Here is a 17,046-nt window from a genome sequence, read left to right as displayed (position 1 = left end):
GTGAACTCCGAGGAGATCTGGACCGGCCGCGTCGACGGCACCGACCCCGAGCAGCTGCGCTGGCACCAGGTGGTCGCGCCGTACGTCCCCGGTGGCGAGCCGGGGGCCTGCGTGTTCGTGGGTTTCGCCAGTGACGAAGGGGTGCGCCGCAACACGGGACGGCCCGGCGCGGCCCAGGGCCCCGACGCACTGCGCCGGGCTCTCGCGCCGATGGCGCTCCCCGCGCCCCTGCGCGCCTACGACGCGGGCACGATCACGGTGACCGACGGGCGCCTGGAGGACGGACAGCGGCGGCTCGGCACGACGGTGACGGCCCTGCTCGACGCCGGAGAGTTTCCGGTGGTGTTCGGCGGCGGGCACGAGGTCGCCGTCGGCACCTACCTCGGTCTGGCCGGGTCTACCCGACGCGCCCCCGGCAGCGTCCTGGGCATCCTCAACCTGGACGCGCATTTCGATCTGCGTCCCGACCCGATCGCCAGCTCGGGCACCCCCTTCCGACAGATCCTCGAGGCCGATGCCGACGTGCGCTACGCGGTGCTCGGCGTCAGCCAGCCGAGTAATACCGCCGCGCTGTTCGCCACCGCCGACCGGTTCGGCGCGCGCTACCTCCTCGACGACGACTGCGCCGAGCCCGCCCGGGTCGACGCCTTCGTCACCGAGTTCCTGGCCAGGATCGATCTGCTGTATCTCACCATCGACCTCGACGTGCTTCCCGCCGCCGTCGCGCCCGGGGTGAGCGCCCCGGCCGCGTTCGGTGTCGGACTGCCCGTGGTGCAGGCGGTCTGCGATCGGGTGACCGCCAGCGGGCTGCTCGCGGTCACCGATATCGCCGAACTGAACCCCGGCCTCGATCCCGACGCCCGCACCGCCCGCACCGCGGCCCGGCTGGCGCACCGCCTGGTCACCCGGCACGTACCCGGCCCGCCTCAGAAGTAGCGGACCCACACGTAGATCCACGCGATCGTGCTGCTGAGCAGGGTGACCAGGGCGCCGTACTTGGTGAACTGCCAGAAGGTGATCTTCTGCCCCGCCCGCGCCGCGATGCCGAGAGCCACCACGTTCGCGCTGGCCGCCACCGCCGTGCCGTTGCCGCCGAAGTCGGCGCCGAGGGCGAAGGCCCACCACAATGACTGGCCGGTGGCCGGGTCCGGGGCACCCGCGACGAGGTCCTCCACCACCGGCGCCATGGTCGCGGTGTAGGGGATGTTGTCGACGAAGGCGCCTAGGATGGCCGAGCCGAAGACCAGCGCGGTCGCCGCGGCGAAGAAGTTGTCCCCCACCAGATCGGTCGCGGCATTGCCGATCGCGGAGATCACCCCGGTGTGCACGAGACCGGCGACCATCACGAACAGACCCATGAAGAAGACCAGCGTCGGCCACTCCACCTCCTGCAGGATGTCCCCGAGATCCAGCCGCGAGACCAGCACCATCACCCCCGCGCCGACCAGCGCGATCACCGACGGCGCCACGTGCACCACGCTGTGCAGGCAGAATCCGATCACCACGCCGGTGAGCACGATCAGCGAGCGCACCAGCAGTTTCGGGTCGCGGATGGCGCGACGCTCCTGCAGCGCCATGACCGCTTCGACCGAACCGGGATCGGTGCTCAGCGCCGAGCGGAACAGCACCCGCGTCAACGCCACGAACAGCACGAAGGTGATCACCACGATCGGCGTCATGTGCACCAGGAAGTCGTTGAAGGTCAGGCCAGCGCGACTGGCGATGATGATGTTGGGCGGATCGCCGATCAGGGTGGCCGCGCCGCCGATATTGGAGGCCAGCACCTCGGCGATGATGAACGGCTGCGCGGCGATGCCGAGCCTGCGGCACACCACCAGGGTCACCGGGGCCACCAGCATGATGATGGTGACATTGTCGAGGAAGGGCGAGGCGATCGCGGTGATGAGCATGAGCATCACCATCAGCCGATACGGATTGCCCCTGGAGCGTTTGGCCGACCAGATGGCCAGATAGTCGAACAGGCCGGTCTGTTTGATGACGCCGACGATGATCATCATCCCGAGCAGCAGGAAGATGACGTTCCAGTCGATGCCCTCGTGGGGCGAGAAGAAGACGTCCTCGCCGGGGATCAGGCCCAGCACGGCCATCAGGCCCGCGGCGATCAGGACGGTCTTGACCTTGTCGGCTTTCTCCGTGGCGATGAAGAAGAAGGCCACCACGAAGATCAGCACGGCGAGGGCTGCGGCCATCGGCCCGAACCCTCAGTCGCCGGGGCCGACGACGGCCAGGCTCGTCAGCAGCCGTTCCAGGGTGATCGCGCCGCGCAGGGTGCGCGAACGGTCGACCACGGCGATGAGCGGACTGTGCTTGCGGGCCATCAGGATCGCGATCTCGAGCAGGGTCGCGTCGGGGGTGACGGTGGCCGGTTTGATCGCGCCGTCGGGCAGACAGTCCCCGACGGTCAGGCTGCCGGGTTCCTGCCAGAACAGGTCGGCGTGCACCTCGTCGATGGTGCGCACCAGCGTCGGATCGTCGTGATAGGAGGCCGGGATGGCCAGGCGCAGCACCTGGGTGCCGGGCAACACCGCGACCGGCCGGTCCGCCTCGTCGACGACGATCAGGCCCGGCAGCCGGTTGACCACCATCAAGCGCACCGCCCGCGCGACCGGGTCGGAGGTGCGGACGGTCGGCAGATTCATCGCGATATCGCGTGCGCGCATGGCGTGGCTCCGTGGGGATTCGACAGTGCTCAAGGGTGGGCTCGCTTCCCGGTCAGCAGGTCCAGCCGCTGCTCGAGGCGGGCGAGCCGGTCGCCGAGCGGGCTGCTGTGCATGAGCTCGGCGACCTGGTCGGCCTCGTCGGGCTCCAAGGCGATGTCGACCGTGGGTTCGTCACTGCCCGCGGTGTAGCCGAGCAGCCTGCGGGCCCCCGCCGCCTCGGTGAGCAGGGCGAATCGGGCGCCACCACGGGTGCGGAAGCTGTGCAGCACGCCAGCCCCTGGGATCGTCGTCCGGTCGATGTCCATCCCCAGCGGTCCTTCCTGGCACGGTCGATTGCGTCTGCATCGAGTCTCGATCGGCGCGCGCGGACCCACCATCGGCCGTGACACCCATTTGTGCGCGGCCCGCGCGCCCGGATCGGCCGCGGTGATGGGTGTGGCGCCCCATGGACAGAAAGGAGTGGCGCCAGCATGCTGGTGGCATGAACCGTCTCGCAGCGCTGCGAGCAGGACGTGAGCAGCGAATCAGCACGCCGGTGACGGCGTTGTTCTGGCGCATCTGCCTGCTCAACGGCGTCATCTTCACCCTCGGCACGCTGGTCCTGGCGTTCTCGCCCGCCACCGTCTCGGCCCGGCTGCGGCTGACCGAGGTCCCGGTGCTGGTCATCGGACTGGCGGTGATCCTCACCGCCAACGCCGTCGCGTTGCGCACCAGCCTGGCCCCGCTCAACGAGCTGGTGGCCTCCATGCGCCGGGTCGATCCGCCGCGCCGCGCGGCCCGCGTCGACCGCCCGGCCAGCGGCGATTTCCACCAGCTCATCGAGACCTTCAACGCCATGCTCGACCGGCTCGAATCCGAACGCTCGGTGGCCGGTGGCACCGCGCTGGCCGCGCAGGAGGGCGAGCGCCGACGCATCGCCCGCGAGCTGCACGACGAGATCGGCCAGAGTCTGACGGTGGCGCTGCTGCGGCTCAAACGCGTCGTCGACCGGGCACCCACCGGACTGCGCGAGGAGGTCGAGGCGGCTCAGGAGACGGTGCGCGGCTGCCTCGACGAGGTGCGCGGCATCGCCTCACGACTGCGCCCCGACGTGCTCGAGGACCTCGGACTACCCAGCGCGATCACCGCGCTGTGTCACGAATTCACCCGCTCGGCGGGCATTTCCGTGCGGCGCGAGGTGGACCCGGCGCTGAGCCGACTCGACCCCGACATCGAGCTGGTCTGCTACCGGGTGGCGCAGGAGAGCCTGACCAATGTGCTGCGCCACGCGGGCGCCGACGACGTGACCCTGGTGATCGAACCCAGAGAGGACTGCGTGATCCTGCAGGTGACCGACAACGGACGCGGCGGTGCCGTGGAGGACGGCGCGGGCATCCGGGGGATGCGCGAGCGCGCCATGCTCATCGACGCCACCCTGACCATCACCTCCCCCGCCTCGGGCGGCACCGCGGTGGAACTGGTCATCCCGGTGGCCGCGCGCCGCGAGGAGGTGCCCGCGTGAACACCCCCACCCGGATCCTGCTGGCCGACGACCACGCGCTGGTGCGCAGCGGCCTGCGGATGATCCTGGACAACGAGCCCGACCTGCTCGTCGTCGCCGAGGCCGCCAACGGGTTCGACGCGGTCACCGCGCTCGCCGACGACGAGATCGACCTGGTCATCCTCGATATCGCCATGCCGAGGATGACCGGCATCCAGGCCGCCCGCGAGATCACCCGGACCCACCAGTCGGTGCGCATCCTCATGCTGTCGATGTACGACAACGAGCAGTACTTCTTCGAGTCACTGAAGGCGGGCGCCTCGGGCTATGTGCTCAAGTCGGTGGCCGACCGCGATCTCATCGAGGCGTGCCGGGCGACGATGCGTGGCGAGTCGTTCCTCTATCCCGGCGCGGTCACCGCGCTCGTCCGCGACTACCTGCAACTGGCCCGCCAGGGTTCCACGCTGCCCGAGACCATTCTGACCCCGCGCGAGGAGGAGGTGCTCAAGCTCATCGCCGAGGGCTACTCCGCGCGTGAGATCGCCGGGGAGCTGGTGATCAGTGTCAAGACCGTCGACCGGCATCGCGCCAACATCCTGCAGAAACTGGGTCTACGCGACCGCCTCGACCTGACTCGCTACGCGATCCGCGCCGGATTGATCGAGCCGTGAGAACGCCGAAAGCCCCCGCGGCGGCATGCCGCGGGGGCCACGAACGGGTCTCACTCGGAGACGGGGTCCACCGGCACGGCCTGCTTGCGGCCGACGAGCATCCGCATGACCGGTTCCACGACGCGCGCGCCGATCGGACCGATCACCGCCATCAGCAGCACATAGGTGGTGGCCAGCGCGGCGAACTCGTCGGGCACCGCGCCCGCGGCCACCGCCAGACCGGCGATGACGATCGAGAACTCACCGCGCGCGACCAGCGCGGTACCCGCGCGGGCCCGGCCCAACTGCGAGGCACCGGCGCGTTTGGCCGCCCACCAGCCGGTGGCGATCTTGGTCGCGGTGGTGACCACGGCCAGCAGGATCGCCCAGCCCAGCACCGGCGGGATACTCGCCGGATCGGTGCTCAGGCCGAAGAGCACGAAGAACATCGCCGCGAACAGATCGCGCAGCGGTTCGAGGATCTTGGTCGCGTCGTGCGCGGTCGAATCCGAGATCGCGATACCGAGCAGGAAGGCGCCGACCGCCGCGGAGACCTGCACCGCCGAGGCGATACCCGCCACCAGCAGCGCCGAGCCGAGCAGCTTGAGCAGGAAGATCTCCCGGTCCTCGCTGGCCACGATCGCCGAGACGTACTTGCCGTAGCGCAGCGCCACCACGAGCACCACGGTCACCGCGACCAGCGCGATCCCCACTGTGGTGAGCCCGGCGACGAAGCCGACACCGGCGAGCACGGCGGTGAGCACCGGCAGGTACACCGCCATCGCCAGATCCTCGAACACCAAGATCGACAGGATGGTCGGCGTCTCGCGGTTGCCCAGGCGGCCCAGGTCGTTGAGCACCTTGGCGACGATGCCGGAGGAGGAGATGTAGGTGACACCGGCCATGGCGATCGCGCCGGTCGGCCCGAGGCCGAGCATGAGCGCCACGATCACGCCGGGTGTCGCGTTGAGTACCAGGTCGAGCAGGCCCGCTGGCCAGGATTTGCGCATGCCGGTGACGAGTTCACCGGCGGTGTATTCGAGCCCGAGCAGCAACAGCAGCAGGACCACACCGATCTCGCTGGCCAGGTGGATGAAGTCCTCCACCTCGTGCAGCTCGATGAGTCCGCCGGTGCCGAAGACCAGGCCACCGATCAGATAGAGCGGAATGGGTGAGAGGCCGATACGCGCCGCGATGCGGCCCAGCACACCCAATCCGAAGAACACTGCCCCCAGCTGGATCAATGCCAGCGTTGTTCCACTCATCTGCACGGGCTCAGCCGCCGGAGAGGATCGAAGCGGCGGCGTCCAGCCCGGCATTGGTGCCCACGACGACGACCACGTCGCCCCCGGCGAACCCGAATTCCGGTCCCGGCGAGGCGATGACCTGCCCCGCGCGCAGGACCGCGACGATCGAGGCGCGGGTCCTGGTCCGCATCTCGGTGTCGCCCAGGCGCTTGCCCGCGAACGGCGAGTTCGGCGGGACCGGCAGCGAGCGGGTGCTCACGCCGTCGAGTTCACGGTGCTCCTCGCGCAGCTGCGCGACGAGCTGCGGCGCGCCGAGCAGGCTCGCCAGCGTCCGGGCCTCGGTATCCGACAGCGGGATCTGCACCGTCGTGTCCGCGTCGCCGACCTTGGTGAAGATCAGGTCGGTTCCGCCGTCGCGGTGGTCGACCACCCCGATGCGGCGGTCCACCTTCGTCAGCGAAAATTCTTTCCGCACACCGATTCCCGGCAGGGAAGTCACATCTACATTCATTCGATCACCTAACCTCAGCTAGGCGATACCTTACCTTCTCTTTACTATCGTCGCCGACAGTCAGCCCTGCTCGAGCAGCCTCGCGGCCGCCTCCAGGCCCTCCTCGGTGCCGACGACGACCACCAGATCACCGGCGATGAACGTGAAATCCGTTCCCGGCGAAGGGGTCACCTCACCGGCGCGGACCACCGCGACGACCGAGGCCTTGGTGCGCGTGCGCATCTCGGTGTCGCGCAGCGGACGTCCGTCGAAAGGGCTGCCCCGGTCGATCGCGAACTGCCGGGTGGACAGCTCGCCGATCACGGGCACCGTCTGCGTCTTCTGCACCACCTGGGGCGCGCCGAGCAGTCCGGCCAGCACTCCGATCTCGGTGACCGACAGCGGAATCGAGGTGGTGGTGTCGTAATCGCCCGGTCGCGAGACGACTAGGTCCACCGAGCCGTCGCGATGCTCGATCACGCCGATCCGGCGACGAGCCTCCGCCAGCGGAAAGTCCTTGCATACGCCGATCCCCGGTAAAGGCGTCACATCGATGTTCACGCCCACACAGTACGACTAGTCCACCACGCTCGTGGGCCCACCCCGCATACCCGTCGTGACCGGCCGCGCGACCGACCTCAGCGAAAGTTAAGGTTGTCGGTCGCCGGACCGACCGGTCGCCACACCAGAAACGGAGCACGACATGGGCGCCCCGCCCTCCCGGTGGAACGGACCGGTCCTCACCGCCCTGCGCCGACCGCGCCAGCTGCGCACCGAAGTGCTCGGCGGACTGGTCGTCGCGCTGGCGCTGATCCCCGAGGCGATCTCGTTCTCGATCATCGCCGGGGTCGATCCGCGCGTCGGGCTGTTCGCCTCGTTCACCATGGCGGTGACGATCGCGTTCACCGGCGGCAGGCCCGCGATGATCTCGGCCGCGACGGGCGCGGTGGCGCTGGTGATCGCGCCGGTGGCCCGCGAGTACGGCATCGACTATCTCGTCGCGACGGTGCTGCTGGCGGGGGTGTTCCAGATCGCGCTGAGCCTGGCCGGGGTCGCCCGGCTGCTGCGGTTCGTCACCCCCGGCGTGCTGGCCGGGTTCGTGAACGCGCTGGCCATCCTGATCTTCCTGGGGCAGCTCCCGCATCTGATCGGGGTGCCGTGGCTGGTGTATCCGATGGTGGTGGCCGCGCTGGCCGGTCTGGTGCTGCTCCCCCGGCTGACCACCGCGGTGCCCGCCCCGCTGGTGGTGATCCTCGTGCTGACCGCGGTGACCATGGCGCTGTCGCTGCATGTGCCCGATGTCGGCGACGAGGGCGCGCTGCCGACCGGCCTGCCCACCCTCGGCCTGCCCACGGTGCCGTGGACATGGGAGACGCTGCGGATCATCGCGCCGTTCGCGCTGGCCATGGCCCTGGTCGGGCTGCTCGAATCGCTGATGACCGCCACTCTCGTCGACGAGGTCACCGGCACCGGCTCCGACAAGCGGCGCGAGGGCTGGGGTCAGGGCGTGGCCAACCTGGTGACCGGGTTCTTCGGCGGGATGGGCGGCTGCGCCATGATCGGCCAGACCATGGTCAATGTGAAGATCTCCGGTGCGCGTACCCGGATCTCGACGCTGCTGGCCGGGGTCTTCCTGCTCGCGCTGGTGGTGGGGCTGGGCGGGCTGGTGGCGCGCATCCCGATGGCGGCGCTGGTCGCGGTGATGGTGACGGTCGCGGCGGGCACCGTCGACTGGCGATCGCTGGCCCCGCGAACCCTGCGTCGGATGCCGGTCGCCGAGACGGCGGGCATGCTGGTGACGGTGATCGTCACGGTCTCGACACACAATCTCGCCTACGGCGTCGTCGCCGGTGCGCTGGTCGTGGTGCTCGTCGGCGCCGCGCGTCGCCGGTGGCCGACCCGCCGCGAGCGAGCCGGGCACACCGAGCGCGAACCGGTGGCTATCGGCGCCGCGGAGGCGTGAATCCGCAGGTCGAGTGGCGCGGGCAACGGTTCCGATGTCCGCTGCGGCGGGGGCCTGTGACAGGTGTGGCTTGCGTATTCGGTCGAACTTGTGTGTTGTTGGAGTCGTGACCAACTCATCCGGAGACGCGTATCCCCTCACGGACACGATGACCACCACCACGGCGGTGCACGACGGCGTCACGGTCCTCACCGTGACCGGCGAGGTCGATCTGGCCACCGCGCCCGCGCTGGACGCCGCGATCGAGACCATCCTCGCGGACAAACCGGCGACCCTGGTGATCGACCTGACCGCGGTCGGGTTCCTGGCCTCGGCCGGGATGGCGACGCTGGTCGCCGCCCATCAGCGCGCGGGTGAGACCACCAGGATCGCGGTGGTGGCCGACGGGCCCGCCACCAGCCGTCAGCTGAAGATGACCAGCCTGGACCAGGTGTTCGCCATGCACACCACGCTGGCCGCCGCGCTGGCCTCGTTCACGTCCTGAACAACGACGACGCGCCGCCGCCTGGGGCTCCGGACGGCGGCGCGTCGTCGTGCGCGGGGGTGGGTCAGCAGAGACCGCGCAGCTGCTCGATCAGCGTGATCCGACCCGGGGCGTCCTCGGCCAGCGGGACGACATTGAGCGTGGTGACGCCCGCCTCGGCCATGGCCGCGACGCGCTCCTTGACGAAGCTCTCGGGGCCGATGAGCGAGACATCACGGACCAGGTCGTCGGGGACGGCCTGGGCGGCGGCCTGCTTGTCCCCGGCCAGGTACAGCTCCTGGATGCGGTCGGCGGCCGCGCCGTAGCCGTACTTGGTGGCCAGGGTGTGATAGAAGTTCTTGCCCTTGGCGCCCATGCCGCCGATGTAGAGGGCCAGGTGCGGCTTGACGAATTCCAGCAGCGGGGTGACGTTCTCGCCGATGGCCAGCGGCGGGCCCGCGAAGATGTCGAGGGTGCCCAGGGCGGGATCGCGCTTGGCCTTGCCCGCGGCCAGCGCGTCGCCCCACACGTCGTTCGCCTTCTCCGGCAGGAAGAAGATGGGCTGCCAGCCGTTGGCGATCTCGGCGGCGAGTTCCACGTTCTTCGGGCCGAGGGCGGCCAGCAGCACCGGGATGTCCTCACGCACCGGATGATTGATCAGCTTGAGCTCTTTGCCCAGGCCGGTGCCGCGCTCGGCGGGCAGCGGGATCTGGTAGTACTTGCCCTGGTAGTTGAGCTTCTCGCGGCGCCAGACCTTGCGGCAGATCTCGATCAGCTCGCGGGTGCGCCCGATCGGCGCGTCGTAGGGCACGCCGTGGAAGCCCTCGATCACCTGCGGGCCGGAGGCGCCGATGCCGAGGATGAAGCGGCCGTCGGAGACGAAGTCCAGACCGGCGGCGGTCATCGCGGTCAGGCTCGGGGTGCGGGTGTAGAGCTGCAGGATGCCCGAGGCCAGCTGCACGCGTTCGGTGCGGGCGGCCAGGTAGCCCAGGGCGCTCACCGCGTCGAACGAGTACGCCTCGGGCACGAAGACGATGTCGAGACCGGCGCGTTCCAGGTCGGCGACCTCGGCCGCCACCTCCTTGAAACCGCCCGAGTAGTTGATGCTCAATCCGATGCGCATGACACCCAACATAGCCCCGGGCACCCGACGGACCCCGACCGGTCGGTCTGTCGGTGTGGGTGCTGGTCGGGCGGTGTTCCCGGGTGGGCACCCGGTAGCGTTGACCACGATCACCGTCGCAGTTCTCGCCGCATCGAAAGGCCACCCCGTCGTGTCGCAGCCCACCGTCTCGCCGCAGCAGATCGCCCCCTCCTTCGGTGCGGTGACCCTCGAGCAGTATCTGTCGGACCTGGCCGCGAAGGTGCCCGCGCCCGGCGGTGGCGCGGTGGCCGCGCTGCACGCCGCCCAGGCCGCGGCGCTGGTGGCGATGGTGGCGCGCTACACCACCCGCGCCAAGGACGCCGAGCACCAGCCGGTGGTGGAACGCGTCATCGAGGCCGCCGACGCCGCGCGCGCCCGCGCGCTGGCCCTGGCCGACGCCGACGCCGCCGCCTTCACCGCGGTCGGCGCCGCCTACAAGCTGCCCAAGGACTCCGAGGCCGAACGCGCCGCGCGCACCGCCGCGATCAACGCCGCCCTCGTGGAGGCCGCGCGGGTGCCCGCCGCGGTGGTGGACGAGGCCGACGAGATCCTGTCGCTGGCCGCCGAACTGCTCCCGATCGGCAACCCGAACGTGGTCACCGACATCGGCGCCGCCGCCGACGCCGCCCGCTCGGCCGCGCTCAGTTCGCAGCTCAACATCGAGATCAATGTGGCCTCGCTGCCCGCCGACCTGGGCGACCCCTTCGCCGCCGCTCTGCTGCGCGTGGACACCATCGCCGCGCGCGCCGACGCCCTGCACGGTGACGTGCTGCGCGCCGTACGCGGCTGATTCACCGCGCGGTGAGCACGATCTTGCCGCGCACGCCACCGAGGTCGCCGCGCCGATGGGCCGCGGCGAGCTCGGTGATCGGCAGGACCTCGGCCAGGTGGACGGTCAGCTCACCCCGGACGACCTCGGCCGCCAGCGCCTCCAGCGCCGCGGTCGAGGGCTGGACGTAGAACCGCTCGACCCGCGAATCCCGGTGCGTCTCGGGGCCTTCCAGCGCGACCACCCGACCGCCAGGGCCGAGGACGCGCAGCGATCGCGCGGTGTGCTCGTCGCCGATGGTCTCGAGCACCAGGTCGACCTCACCCACCGCCGTCGTGAAATCCACGGCGCGGTAATCGATCACGTCCTCGACGCCGAGTCCCCGCAGGTACCCGTGCTGTTCGGGGCGCGCGGTCCCGACGACCCGCGCGCCCCGACGCACCGCGATCTGCACGCCCAGATGCCCCACACCCCCGGCGGCGGCGTGCACCAGCACCCGCTCGCCCGGCCGGACCGTGGCCAGCGCCTGCCGGGCGGTCAGCCCGGCCACCGGCAGCGCCGCCGCCGTCACCGGGTCGAGCCCGGCGGGCACCGCGGCCAGCCGATCCTGGTGGGCCACCACGTATTCGGCATTGGCACCGCCGAAGACCATGCCGAACACTGTCGCCCCGACCGCGAACCGACCAGCGTCCGCGCCGCGTTCGACGACGACTCCGGACACATCGAGTCCGAGCACCAGCGGCGGCGCGCCGAGCTTGTCGTTGCTCCCCGTGCGCACCTTGCGATCCGCCGCGTTGACGCTGGTGGCCGTCACCCGCACCAGCACCTCCCCCGGTTCCGGCTCCGGCCGCGGCACCTCCACCTTCTCGAACACCTCGGGACCACCGAACACCGTCTGCGTCATCTGCCACATGCGATCGAGTCTGCGTCTCGTGCTCTCTTTCCGGAAGTAGGCACCTTTCGGATAGTGTGGTACCTCATGGATACCACCCAGCGGGCGAGTTCCGTCGACGCCTTCCTGCGCGACTGCCCGGCCCGGCAGCTGCTCGGCGTCCTCGCCGACAAGTGGGTGCTGCTGGTGCTGGGCACCCTGCGCGCGGCCGAGGGCCCGGTGCGGTTCAACGAGTTGCGCAGGCGCCTGGACGGCATCACCCAGAAGATGCTCACCAAGACCCTGCGCGACCTCGAACGCGACGGCCTGGTGCGGCGCGCGGTGTATCCCACCGTGCCGCCCCGGGTCGAGTACTCGATCACCGCGCTGGGCGCGGATCTGGGCGGGATCAGCGCGGCGATGGGCGCCTGGGTGGTCCGCCACCACGACGAGATCGCCGCCGCCAGAGCCGAATTCGACGCCGCGCGGGCGGTCGAACCGGCGCCGCTGCCCCCGGCGGGCACCGCTCGCTGAGCACGGTCTCGAACCGGGAACGATTTTTCGAGTGCCTCACCAGCGCGGACACAAGACGACACTCCGGCGGCCCGGTCGGCCGTTATCACTTCGATAGGTCGAGTTGATCATGGCGGCCTAGACTTGGTGTCCGCCTACGAGTGAGTGAAGGGGTGGCGTTTATGAGGAGCGCACTTCGTTTCCTGTTCGTCCCGATCCTGGCGGCGGTCCTGGCCGTGTGCTGGTCCGGAGCCGCGTCCGCGGCCGTCGTCGCCGACACACCGGAGGCCCGGCTCACCGGGATATCCCCCGCCAGCGGGCAGGTCGTCGGCATCGCCGCGCCCGTGACATTCACCTTCGCCGCCCCGGTCACCGATCGCGCGGGCGCCGAACGCGCCGCCTCGGTCCGCGCGGGCGAGGCACTGCCGGGCACCTTCGCCTGGCTCGACGACACCCACCTGCGGTGGACATCGGCGGGCACGCTGCCCGCGAGTTCGCCGATCTCGGTCGGATTCGGCACCCAGCGCACCGAATTCCAGACCAACGGTGGCGTGTACGCCGAGGCGAACATGTCGGCGCACACCTTCACCGTGAGCATCGGCGGCCAGGTGGTGCGGACCATGCCCGCCTCGATGGGCAAGCCCGGCTTCGAGACCCCCACCGGCACCTTCCCCGTGCTGGAGAAGTTCCGCTCGCTGGTGTTCGACTCGCGCACCATCGGCATCCCGCTGGACTCGCCCGAGGGCTACATCATCGACGGCGAGTGGGCCGTGCGGCTCACCTGGGGCGGGGTGTTCGTGCACTCGGCACCGTGGTCGGTGGACTCGCAGGGCAACGCCAATGTGAGCCACGGCTGCATCAATCTCGCCCCCGACGACGCCGCCTGGTACTACGAGAACGTCGGCATCGGCGATCAGGTCTACATCCACTGGTGAGCGAATAGCTCGTGGCATTCGGCGATCCCACCGTCAGCGCAGTATCGTGCCTCGTAACGAAATCGTTGCGAGACAGACCTGACGGCGACAGCCTGATGAAGGTGGGGCGATGGATCGACCGGATGCACACAGACCGATCGGGGCGCGGCGGCCCCGGCACCGGGTAGAAGGTGGGCCGACCACGCCCGCCGGAATCCCGGTAATCCCGGTCTCGGCCGTGCTCACCGAGGACAGCTTCCCCACCGATCGACTCCCGGTGGTCGGTGGGCGCTTCGATCCCGTCGCGCGCCACGCGCTCGCCGACACCGCGTTCGCCATCGAGGAGCCCGACAACGGCCCCGACACCGACGAACTGCCGATCATCACCCCCGAGACCCGCGCCCCCGAGCCGGTTCCCGCCCCCGAGCCGCTGCCCACGCGCGCGCCGTGGGAGCCGCGCGACGACGAGCCCGAAACCGCCTGTCCCGCACCCGATTACCACGGCGACGACGAGGTCTTCGCCCGGATGATCGACCGCTCGCGCCGCCGCCGGGCGCCCCGCTGGGCCGCGCCGCTGGCCGCCTCGATCGCCGGTGCGGTGCTGATCGGCGGCGGCTGGTTCCAGTTCAGCGGTCCCGCACCGGAATCCACCGCGTCGAGCACTCCCATCGACACCGTGCCCGCACCGGCCGTGGGCGCCTGCCCGCCCCAGCAGATCGGGAGCGAGGTGCAGGGCAACGGGCCCGGCGGCACCGAGGACGGGATCGCCGCCATCCTCGCCTTCCAGCACGCCTACTATGTGGCGCGTTCCGGCGACCAGGCGCGAACCCTGGTTGCCACCAACGCCGCGCTGCCCTCGGGCGCCGAGATCCAGGCGGGCATCGACACCATTCCGGTCGGCACGACGCACTGCCTGACGATCTCGCCCGCGGGCACCGACGGCCGCTACTTCGTGACGATCACCGAGTACCGCCCCGACGAGGTCCCGATCCGCTACAACCCGCAGCTGGTGGGGACCACCGAGATCGGCGGCAAGACGCTGATCACCTCGATCGGGCCGGTCCGCTAGACCCGGTCGAGGTGGCGGGAGCCGGTCAGGCGCGGGCCTTCTCGGCCGCGACGACCACGTGGCGCATGAGCAGCGCGGTGGTCACCGGGCCGACTCCGCCGGGGACAGGGCTCAGCGCGGCGGCCTTGCCGAGCACCGAGGCGGCGTCCACGTCGCCCACGATGCCGCCGTCGGCGGACTCGTTGGTGCCCACGTCGATCACCACGGCGCCCTCGGCGATGTGCGCGCCGGTGACCAGTCCGATCCGGCCCGCGGCGGCGACCACGATCTCGGCGGGCGCGGTGACGGCGGCCAGATCCGCGGTGCGCGAATGCGCCACGGTGACCGTCGCGTGCTCGGCCAGCAGCAGCTGCGCGAGCGGCTTGCCGACGATGTTGGAACGCCCGACCACGGTGACCGGCCTGCCCCGCAACGCGATGCCGTGATGCTTCAGCAGTTCCACCACGGCCTCGGAGGTGGCGGGCACGAAGCCGTCCAGGCCGGAGGCCAGCAGGCCCAGCGACAGCGGGCTGACGCCGTCGACGTCCTTGCTCGCCGCGATGGCCGAACTCACGTCGTCGAGGGCGACACCGGCGGGCAGCGGGGTCTGCAGCATGATCGCGTCGGTGGCCGGGTCGGCGCTGCGCGCGGTGAGCTCGGCGCGAATGCGCTCGGCGCTCGCGTCGGCGCCGAGATCGATGCGCTCGCAGGCGATGCCGAGGCGTTCGGCGGCCTTGCGCAGCGAGTTCACGTACCAGGCGCTGGCCGGGTCGTCGTTGGCGACGATCAGCGCCAACGTCGGGGCGGTGCCCGCGGTCGTGAGCGCGGCGGCGCGCTCCTTCGTGTCGGCGTTGATGGCGGCGGCGAGTTCCTTGCCGGTCAGCGAAGCGGTATCCACGGTTGCCCAGCTTATCCGCCACCGGCCGGGCACCGGACCGCCGGGCCGCGACGCGCGGCACGGCCGAGCCTCCCCGGCCGCATGCGGGACCGCCCGTAGTGTGTCGGCAGCTCTGCCGTCAGCTCCGCCAGCACGTACCGATCCGTTCGCGGGAAGGGTGTCGACTGTTGTGAAGATCTCCAGGCATTGGAAGCACGTCGCCGCGGCCGCCGCCGTGGTGGCCGCGCTCACGACCACCGGGGTCGGCCCGGCCACCGCCGAGGGCGAGGCGACCGCGCTCTACAACTCGGCCCAGCAGCACTTCCTCGACGGTGACGACGCCGCGGGCCGCGCCGACCTGCGCGCCCTGATCGCCGCCGACCCGCACGACGCCGAAGCGCTGGCGCTGCAGGCCATCTGGTCGCACTACGCGGGCGATCCGGCCGCGGTGGGCGAGGCGCTGGGCCGCCTCGGCGCCGTCGACGCGGCCATGGCCGCGGGCACCGACCGGGTGCTGCGCGCGGTCACCGCCGCGGTCTCCACCCTGCCCAATCCGCTGCCCGCGCTGGTCGGCCCGCAGACCGGCATCGTGGTGCTCGGCTACGGCCTGCTGCCCGACGGCGCGCTGCGCCCCGAACTGGAGAACCGGCTCACCGCCGCGTGGATCCAGGCGATCGCCGCGCCGTTCTCGCCGGTCGTGGTCACCGGCGGCAATCCGCAGAACGGGATCTCCGAGGCCGAGGCCATGCGGCGCTGGCTGATCGGGCGCGGCCTGCCCGCCGATCGCATCCACGTGGAGGACCGGGCCGGGTCGACGGTGCAGAACGCGCTGTTCAGCACCCGGCTGCTGCGCGATCTGGGCGCGACCAGCGCCGTGGTGGTCACCTCGCCCAACCACATCCGCCGCGCGGTCGCCGATTTCATCGTGGCGGGCACGAACGTGGTGGGCGCGATGACCTCCCTCGAGCAGTTGGTCTCACAGCTGCCGCCGCCCGCGCGCAATGCCCAGCGCGGGATCTACCTCGACGCCACCCGCACCTTCGAACTCGACAGCTCGCGCTGAGCCGCCGGTAAATCGCTTGCCCGGCACGGGAGAATCTCCGCATGAGTGATTCCACGGCCGGGCAGGTGATCTCGGCGCTGCGCACCGCGGGCTGTGTGTTCGCCGAGGACGAGGCCGCCTTGCTGATCGAGGCCGCCGACGGGGACACCGCGCGGCTGAGTGAACTCGTCGCGCAGCGGGTCGCCGGGACGCCGCTGGAGTATCTGCTGGGCTGGGTCGAGTTCCGTGGACTGCGGGTGGGGGTGCGGCCGGGGGTGTTCGTGCCGCGCCAGCGCACGGCGTTCCTGGTGGAGCGGGCGGTGGCGGGAGTGGCGGACGGAAGCGAGCAGGTCTGTGTTGTCGACCTGTGCTGCGGCTGCGGTGCGCTCGGGCTCAGCGCCACCGGTGAACTGGCCGCGCGCGGCCACATCGTGGAGCTCGTCGCCGCCGATATCGATCCGGTCGCCGTCGAGTGCGCCCGCGCGAATCTCGCGCCGGTGAGCGCCCCGGTGTTCACCGGCGACCTGTTCGACGCGCTGCCCGCCGACCTGTGCGGGCGGATCGATCTCCTCCTCGCGAACACCCCGTACGTGCCCAGTTCCCGGGTCGCGGACCTGCCGCCCGAGGCGCGCGAGCACGAGCCGCTGGTGGCGCTGGACGGCGGGGCCGACGGGCTCGACGTGTTCCGCCGGGTGGTCGCCGGAGCCGCCCGCTGGCTGGGACCGGGCGGGTCGGTCCTGATCGAGATCGGGAACGAGCAGATCGACGCCGCCGACGCCGCGCTGGTCGCGCACGGGTTGGTGCCGCGGATCGAGCAGTCCGAGGAGTACTACGCGACGGTCGCGATCGGCACGCGCCCGCGCTGATTCGCGCCACGGTGCCGCCGATCGCGCT

The 17,046-nt window shown here is 70.9% G+C and carries 20 protein-coding genes; 11 read left to right on the top strand and 9 right to left on the bottom strand.

Going from position 1 to position 17,046, the window contains the following annotated elements:
- Positions 1–936, top strand: coding sequence for a formimidoylglutamase (hutG, locus tag QC180_RS20920; RefSeq protein WP_278264471.1), 936 nt, complete (start codon positions 1–3; stop codon positions 934–936).
- On the opposite strand, the gene QC180_RS20915 is transcribed toward hutG, so the two are convergent.
- The 3 genes from QC180_RS20915 to QC180_RS20905 are packed head-to-tail and all read right to left on the bottom strand — an operon-like array spanning position 927 to position 2,986.
- Entirely contained in the window at positions 927–2,210 is a 1,284-nt protein-coding gene (locus tag QC180_RS20915) for an ArsB/NhaD family transporter (RefSeq protein WP_278264470.1), read from the bottom strand. The genes hutG and QC180_RS20915 overlap by 10 nt on opposite strands.
- 12 nt (positions 2,211–2,222) lie before the next feature.
- On the bottom strand, positions 2,223–2,681 hold the full coding sequence (locus QC180_RS20910) for a CBS domain-containing protein (protein ID WP_278264469.1): 459 nt from the start codon (positions 2,679–2,681) through the stop codon (positions 2,223–2,225).
- Positions 2,682–2,710: 29 nt separating this feature from the next.
- Positions 2,711–2,986: a cation:proton antiporter regulatory subunit gene (locus tag QC180_RS20905; protein ID WP_278264468.1), complete on the bottom strand. Its 276-nt coding sequence runs from the start codon at positions 2,984–2,986 to the stop codon at positions 2,711–2,713.
- A gap of 176 nt (positions 2,987–3,162) precedes the next feature.
- On the opposite strand from QC180_RS20905, the gene QC180_RS20900 reads away from it, so the two are divergent.
- The gene (locus tag QC180_RS20900) at positions 3,163–4,182 is read left to right on the top strand and encodes a sensor histidine kinase (RefSeq protein ID WP_278264467.1); all 1,020 of its coding nucleotides are present in this window, start codon (positions 3,163–3,165) and stop codon (positions 4,180–4,182) included.
- Positions 4,179–4,832: a response regulator gene (locus QC180_RS20895; RefSeq protein ID WP_278264466.1), complete on the top strand. Its 654-nt coding sequence runs from the start codon at positions 4,179–4,181 to the stop codon at positions 4,830–4,832. The genes QC180_RS20900 and QC180_RS20895 overlap by 4 nt, the downstream gene beginning before the upstream one ends.
- 50 nt (positions 4,833–4,882) lie before the next feature.
- Here QC180_RS20895 and QC180_RS20890 read toward each other — a convergent pair whose 3' ends face one another.
- Genes QC180_RS20890 through QC180_RS20880 form a run of 3 tightly spaced genes read right to left on the bottom strand, consistent with a single transcriptional unit; the run spans position 4,883 to position 7,109 of the window.
- Positions 4,883–6,076, bottom strand: a complete 1,194-nt coding sequence (locus QC180_RS20890) for a cation:proton antiporter (RefSeq protein WP_278264465.1) — start codon at positions 6,074–6,076, stop codon at positions 4,883–4,885.
- Between the two features lie 10 nt (positions 6,077–6,086).
- The gene (locus QC180_RS20885) at positions 6,087–6,569 is read right to left on the bottom strand and encodes a cation:proton antiporter regulatory subunit (protein WP_278264464.1); all 483 of its coding nucleotides are present in this window, start codon (positions 6,567–6,569) and stop codon (positions 6,087–6,089) included.
- A gap of 60 nt (positions 6,570–6,629) precedes the next feature.
- Entirely contained in the window at positions 6,630–7,109 is a 480-nt protein-coding gene (locus QC180_RS20880) for a cation:proton antiporter regulatory subunit (RefSeq protein WP_278264463.1), read from the bottom strand.
- A 142-nt stretch (positions 7,110–7,251) separates the two neighbouring features.
- Between QC180_RS20880 and QC180_RS20875 the strand changes: the two genes are divergently transcribed.
- Both QC180_RS20875 and QC180_RS20870 read left to right on the top strand, forming a co-directional pair.
- Positions 7,252–8,511, top strand: coding sequence for a SulP family inorganic anion transporter (locus QC180_RS20875; protein WP_278264462.1), 1,260 nt, complete (start codon positions 7,252–7,254; stop codon positions 8,509–8,511).
- Between the two features lie 148 nt (positions 8,512–8,659).
- Positions 8,660–8,995 (top strand): STAS domain-containing protein, encoded by a 336-nt coding sequence (locus QC180_RS20870; protein ID WP_278264461.1) that lies wholly within the window; start codon positions 8,660–8,662, stop codon positions 8,993–8,995.
- A 64-nt stretch (positions 8,996–9,059) separates the two neighbouring features.
- Here the strand turns inward: QC180_RS20870 and QC180_RS20865 are convergent, their stop codons facing one another.
- Positions 9,060–10,097: an LLM class F420-dependent oxidoreductase gene (locus tag QC180_RS20865; RefSeq protein ID WP_278264460.1), complete on the bottom strand. Its 1,038-nt coding sequence runs from the start codon at positions 10,095–10,097 to the stop codon at positions 9,060–9,062.
- A gap of 151 nt (positions 10,098–10,248) precedes the next feature.
- Between QC180_RS20865 and QC180_RS20860 the strand changes: the two genes are divergently transcribed.
- Complete coding sequence (locus QC180_RS20860; RefSeq protein WP_278264459.1) at positions 10,249–10,908, top strand: cyclodeaminase/cyclohydrolase family protein; 660 nt, start codon at positions 10,249–10,251, stop codon at positions 10,906–10,908.
- 1 nt (position 10,909) lies between these two features.
- On the opposite strand, the gene QC180_RS20855 is transcribed toward QC180_RS20860, so the two are convergent.
- On the bottom strand, positions 10,910–11,791 hold the full coding sequence (locus QC180_RS20855; RefSeq protein ID WP_347567341.1) for an NADP-dependent oxidoreductase: 882 nt from the start codon (positions 11,789–11,791) through the stop codon (positions 10,910–10,912).
- A 75-nt stretch (positions 11,792–11,866) separates the two neighbouring features.
- On the opposite strand from QC180_RS20855, the gene QC180_RS20850 reads away from it, so the two are divergent.
- The 3 genes from QC180_RS20850 to QC180_RS20840 all read left to right on the top strand — a co-directional run bounded on the left by QC180_RS20850 (position 11,867) and on the right by QC180_RS20840 (position 14,254).
- Positions 11,867–12,292 carry a winged helix-turn-helix transcriptional regulator gene (locus QC180_RS20850; RefSeq protein ID WP_278264457.1) on the top strand — a complete coding sequence of 142 codons (426 nt, stop codon included), beginning with the start codon at positions 11,867–11,869 and terminating at the stop codon, positions 12,290–12,292.
- A gap of 161 nt (positions 12,293–12,453) precedes the next feature.
- A complete protein-coding gene (locus QC180_RS20845) occupies positions 12,454–13,206 on the top strand; it encodes a L,D-transpeptidase (protein WP_278264456.1) in 753 nt (250 codons plus the stop codon).
- 109 nt (positions 13,207–13,315) lie between these two features.
- A complete protein-coding gene (locus QC180_RS20840; RefSeq protein WP_278264455.1) occupies positions 13,316–14,254 on the top strand; it encodes a DUF8176 domain-containing protein in 939 nt (312 codons plus the stop codon).
- 25 nt (positions 14,255–14,279) lie between these two features.
- Here QC180_RS20840 and QC180_RS20835 read toward each other — a convergent pair whose 3' ends face one another.
- Positions 14,280–15,131, bottom strand: coding sequence for a bifunctional 5,10-methylenetetrahydrofolate dehydrogenase/5,10-methenyltetrahydrofolate cyclohydrolase (locus tag QC180_RS20835; protein ID WP_278264454.1), 852 nt, complete (start codon positions 15,129–15,131; stop codon positions 14,280–14,282).
- 169 nt (positions 15,132–15,300) lie between these two features.
- On the opposite strand from QC180_RS20835, the gene QC180_RS20830 reads away from it, so the two are divergent.
- Together QC180_RS20830 and QC180_RS20825 are read left to right on the top strand one after the other, a co-directional pair.
- A complete protein-coding gene (locus QC180_RS20830) occupies positions 15,301–16,173 on the top strand; it encodes a YdcF family protein (protein WP_278264453.1) in 873 nt (290 codons plus the stop codon).
- A gap of 41 nt (positions 16,174–16,214) precedes the next feature.
- Positions 16,215–17,018 (top strand): putative protein N(5)-glutamine methyltransferase, encoded by an 804-nt coding sequence (locus tag QC180_RS20825; protein WP_278264452.1) that lies wholly within the window; start codon positions 16,215–16,217, stop codon positions 17,016–17,018.
- The last annotated feature ends 28 nt before the right edge of the window (positions 17,019–17,046 follow it).

This window comes from Nocardia anocheti, assembly GCF_029675105.1.
Classification (GTDB): domain Bacteria; phylum Actinomycetota; class Actinomycetes; order Mycobacteriales; family Mycobacteriaceae; genus Nocardia.
The sequence above is the reverse complement of the archived record's forward strand: the minus strand, read 5'-3'. Positions and strand labels throughout refer to the sequence as shown.

Coding starts and splice junctions, on each gene's coding strand:
- QC180_RS20915 (WP_278264470.1), bottom strand. CDS start 2,210: ATGGCCGCAGCCCTCGCCGTGCTGATCTTCGTGGTGGCCTTCTTCTTC.
- QC180_RS20910 (WP_278264469.1), bottom strand. CDS start 2,681: ATGCGCGCACGCGATATCGCGATGAATCTGCCGACCGTCCGCACCTCC.
- QC180_RS20905 (WP_278264468.1), bottom strand. CDS start 2,986: ATGGACATCGACCGGACGACGATCCCAGGGGCTGGCGTGCTGCACAGC.
- QC180_RS20900 (WP_278264467.1), top strand. CDS start 3,163: ATGAACCGTCTCGCAGCGCTGCGAGCAGGACGTGAGCAGCGAATCAGC.
- QC180_RS20890 (WP_278264465.1), bottom strand. CDS start 6,076: ATGAGTGGAACAACGCTGGCATTGATCCAGCTGGGGGCAGTGTTCTTC.
- QC180_RS20885 (WP_278264464.1), bottom strand. CDS start 6,569: ATGAATGTAGATGTGACTTCCCTGCCGGGAATCGGTGTGCGGAAAGAA.
- QC180_RS20875 (WP_278264462.1), top strand. CDS start 7,252: ATGGGCGCCCCGCCCTCCCGGTGGAACGGACCGGTCCTCACCGCCCTG.
- QC180_RS20870 (WP_278264461.1), top strand. CDS start 8,660: ATGACCACCACCACGGCGGTGCACGACGGCGTCACGGTCCTCACCGTG.
- QC180_RS20865 (WP_278264460.1), bottom strand. CDS start 10,097: ATGCGCATCGGATTGAGCATCAACTACTCGGGCGGTTTCAAGGAGGTG.
- QC180_RS20855 (WP_347567341.1), bottom strand. CDS start 11,791: ATGACGCAGACGGTGTTCGGTGGTCCCGAGGTGTTCGAGAAGGTGGAG.
- QC180_RS20850 (WP_278264457.1), top strand. CDS start 11,867: ATGGATACCACCCAGCGGGCGAGTTCCGTCGACGCCTTCCTGCGCGAC.
- QC180_RS20845 (WP_278264456.1), top strand. CDS start 12,454: ATGAGGAGCGCACTTCGTTTCCTGTTCGTCCCGATCCTGGCGGCGGTC.
- QC180_RS20840 (WP_278264455.1), top strand. CDS start 13,316: ATGGATCGACCGGATGCACACAGACCGATCGGGGCGCGGCGGCCCCGG.
- QC180_RS20825 (WP_278264452.1), top strand. CDS start 16,215: ATGAGTGATTCCACGGCCGGGCAGGTGATCTCGGCGCTGCGCACCGCG.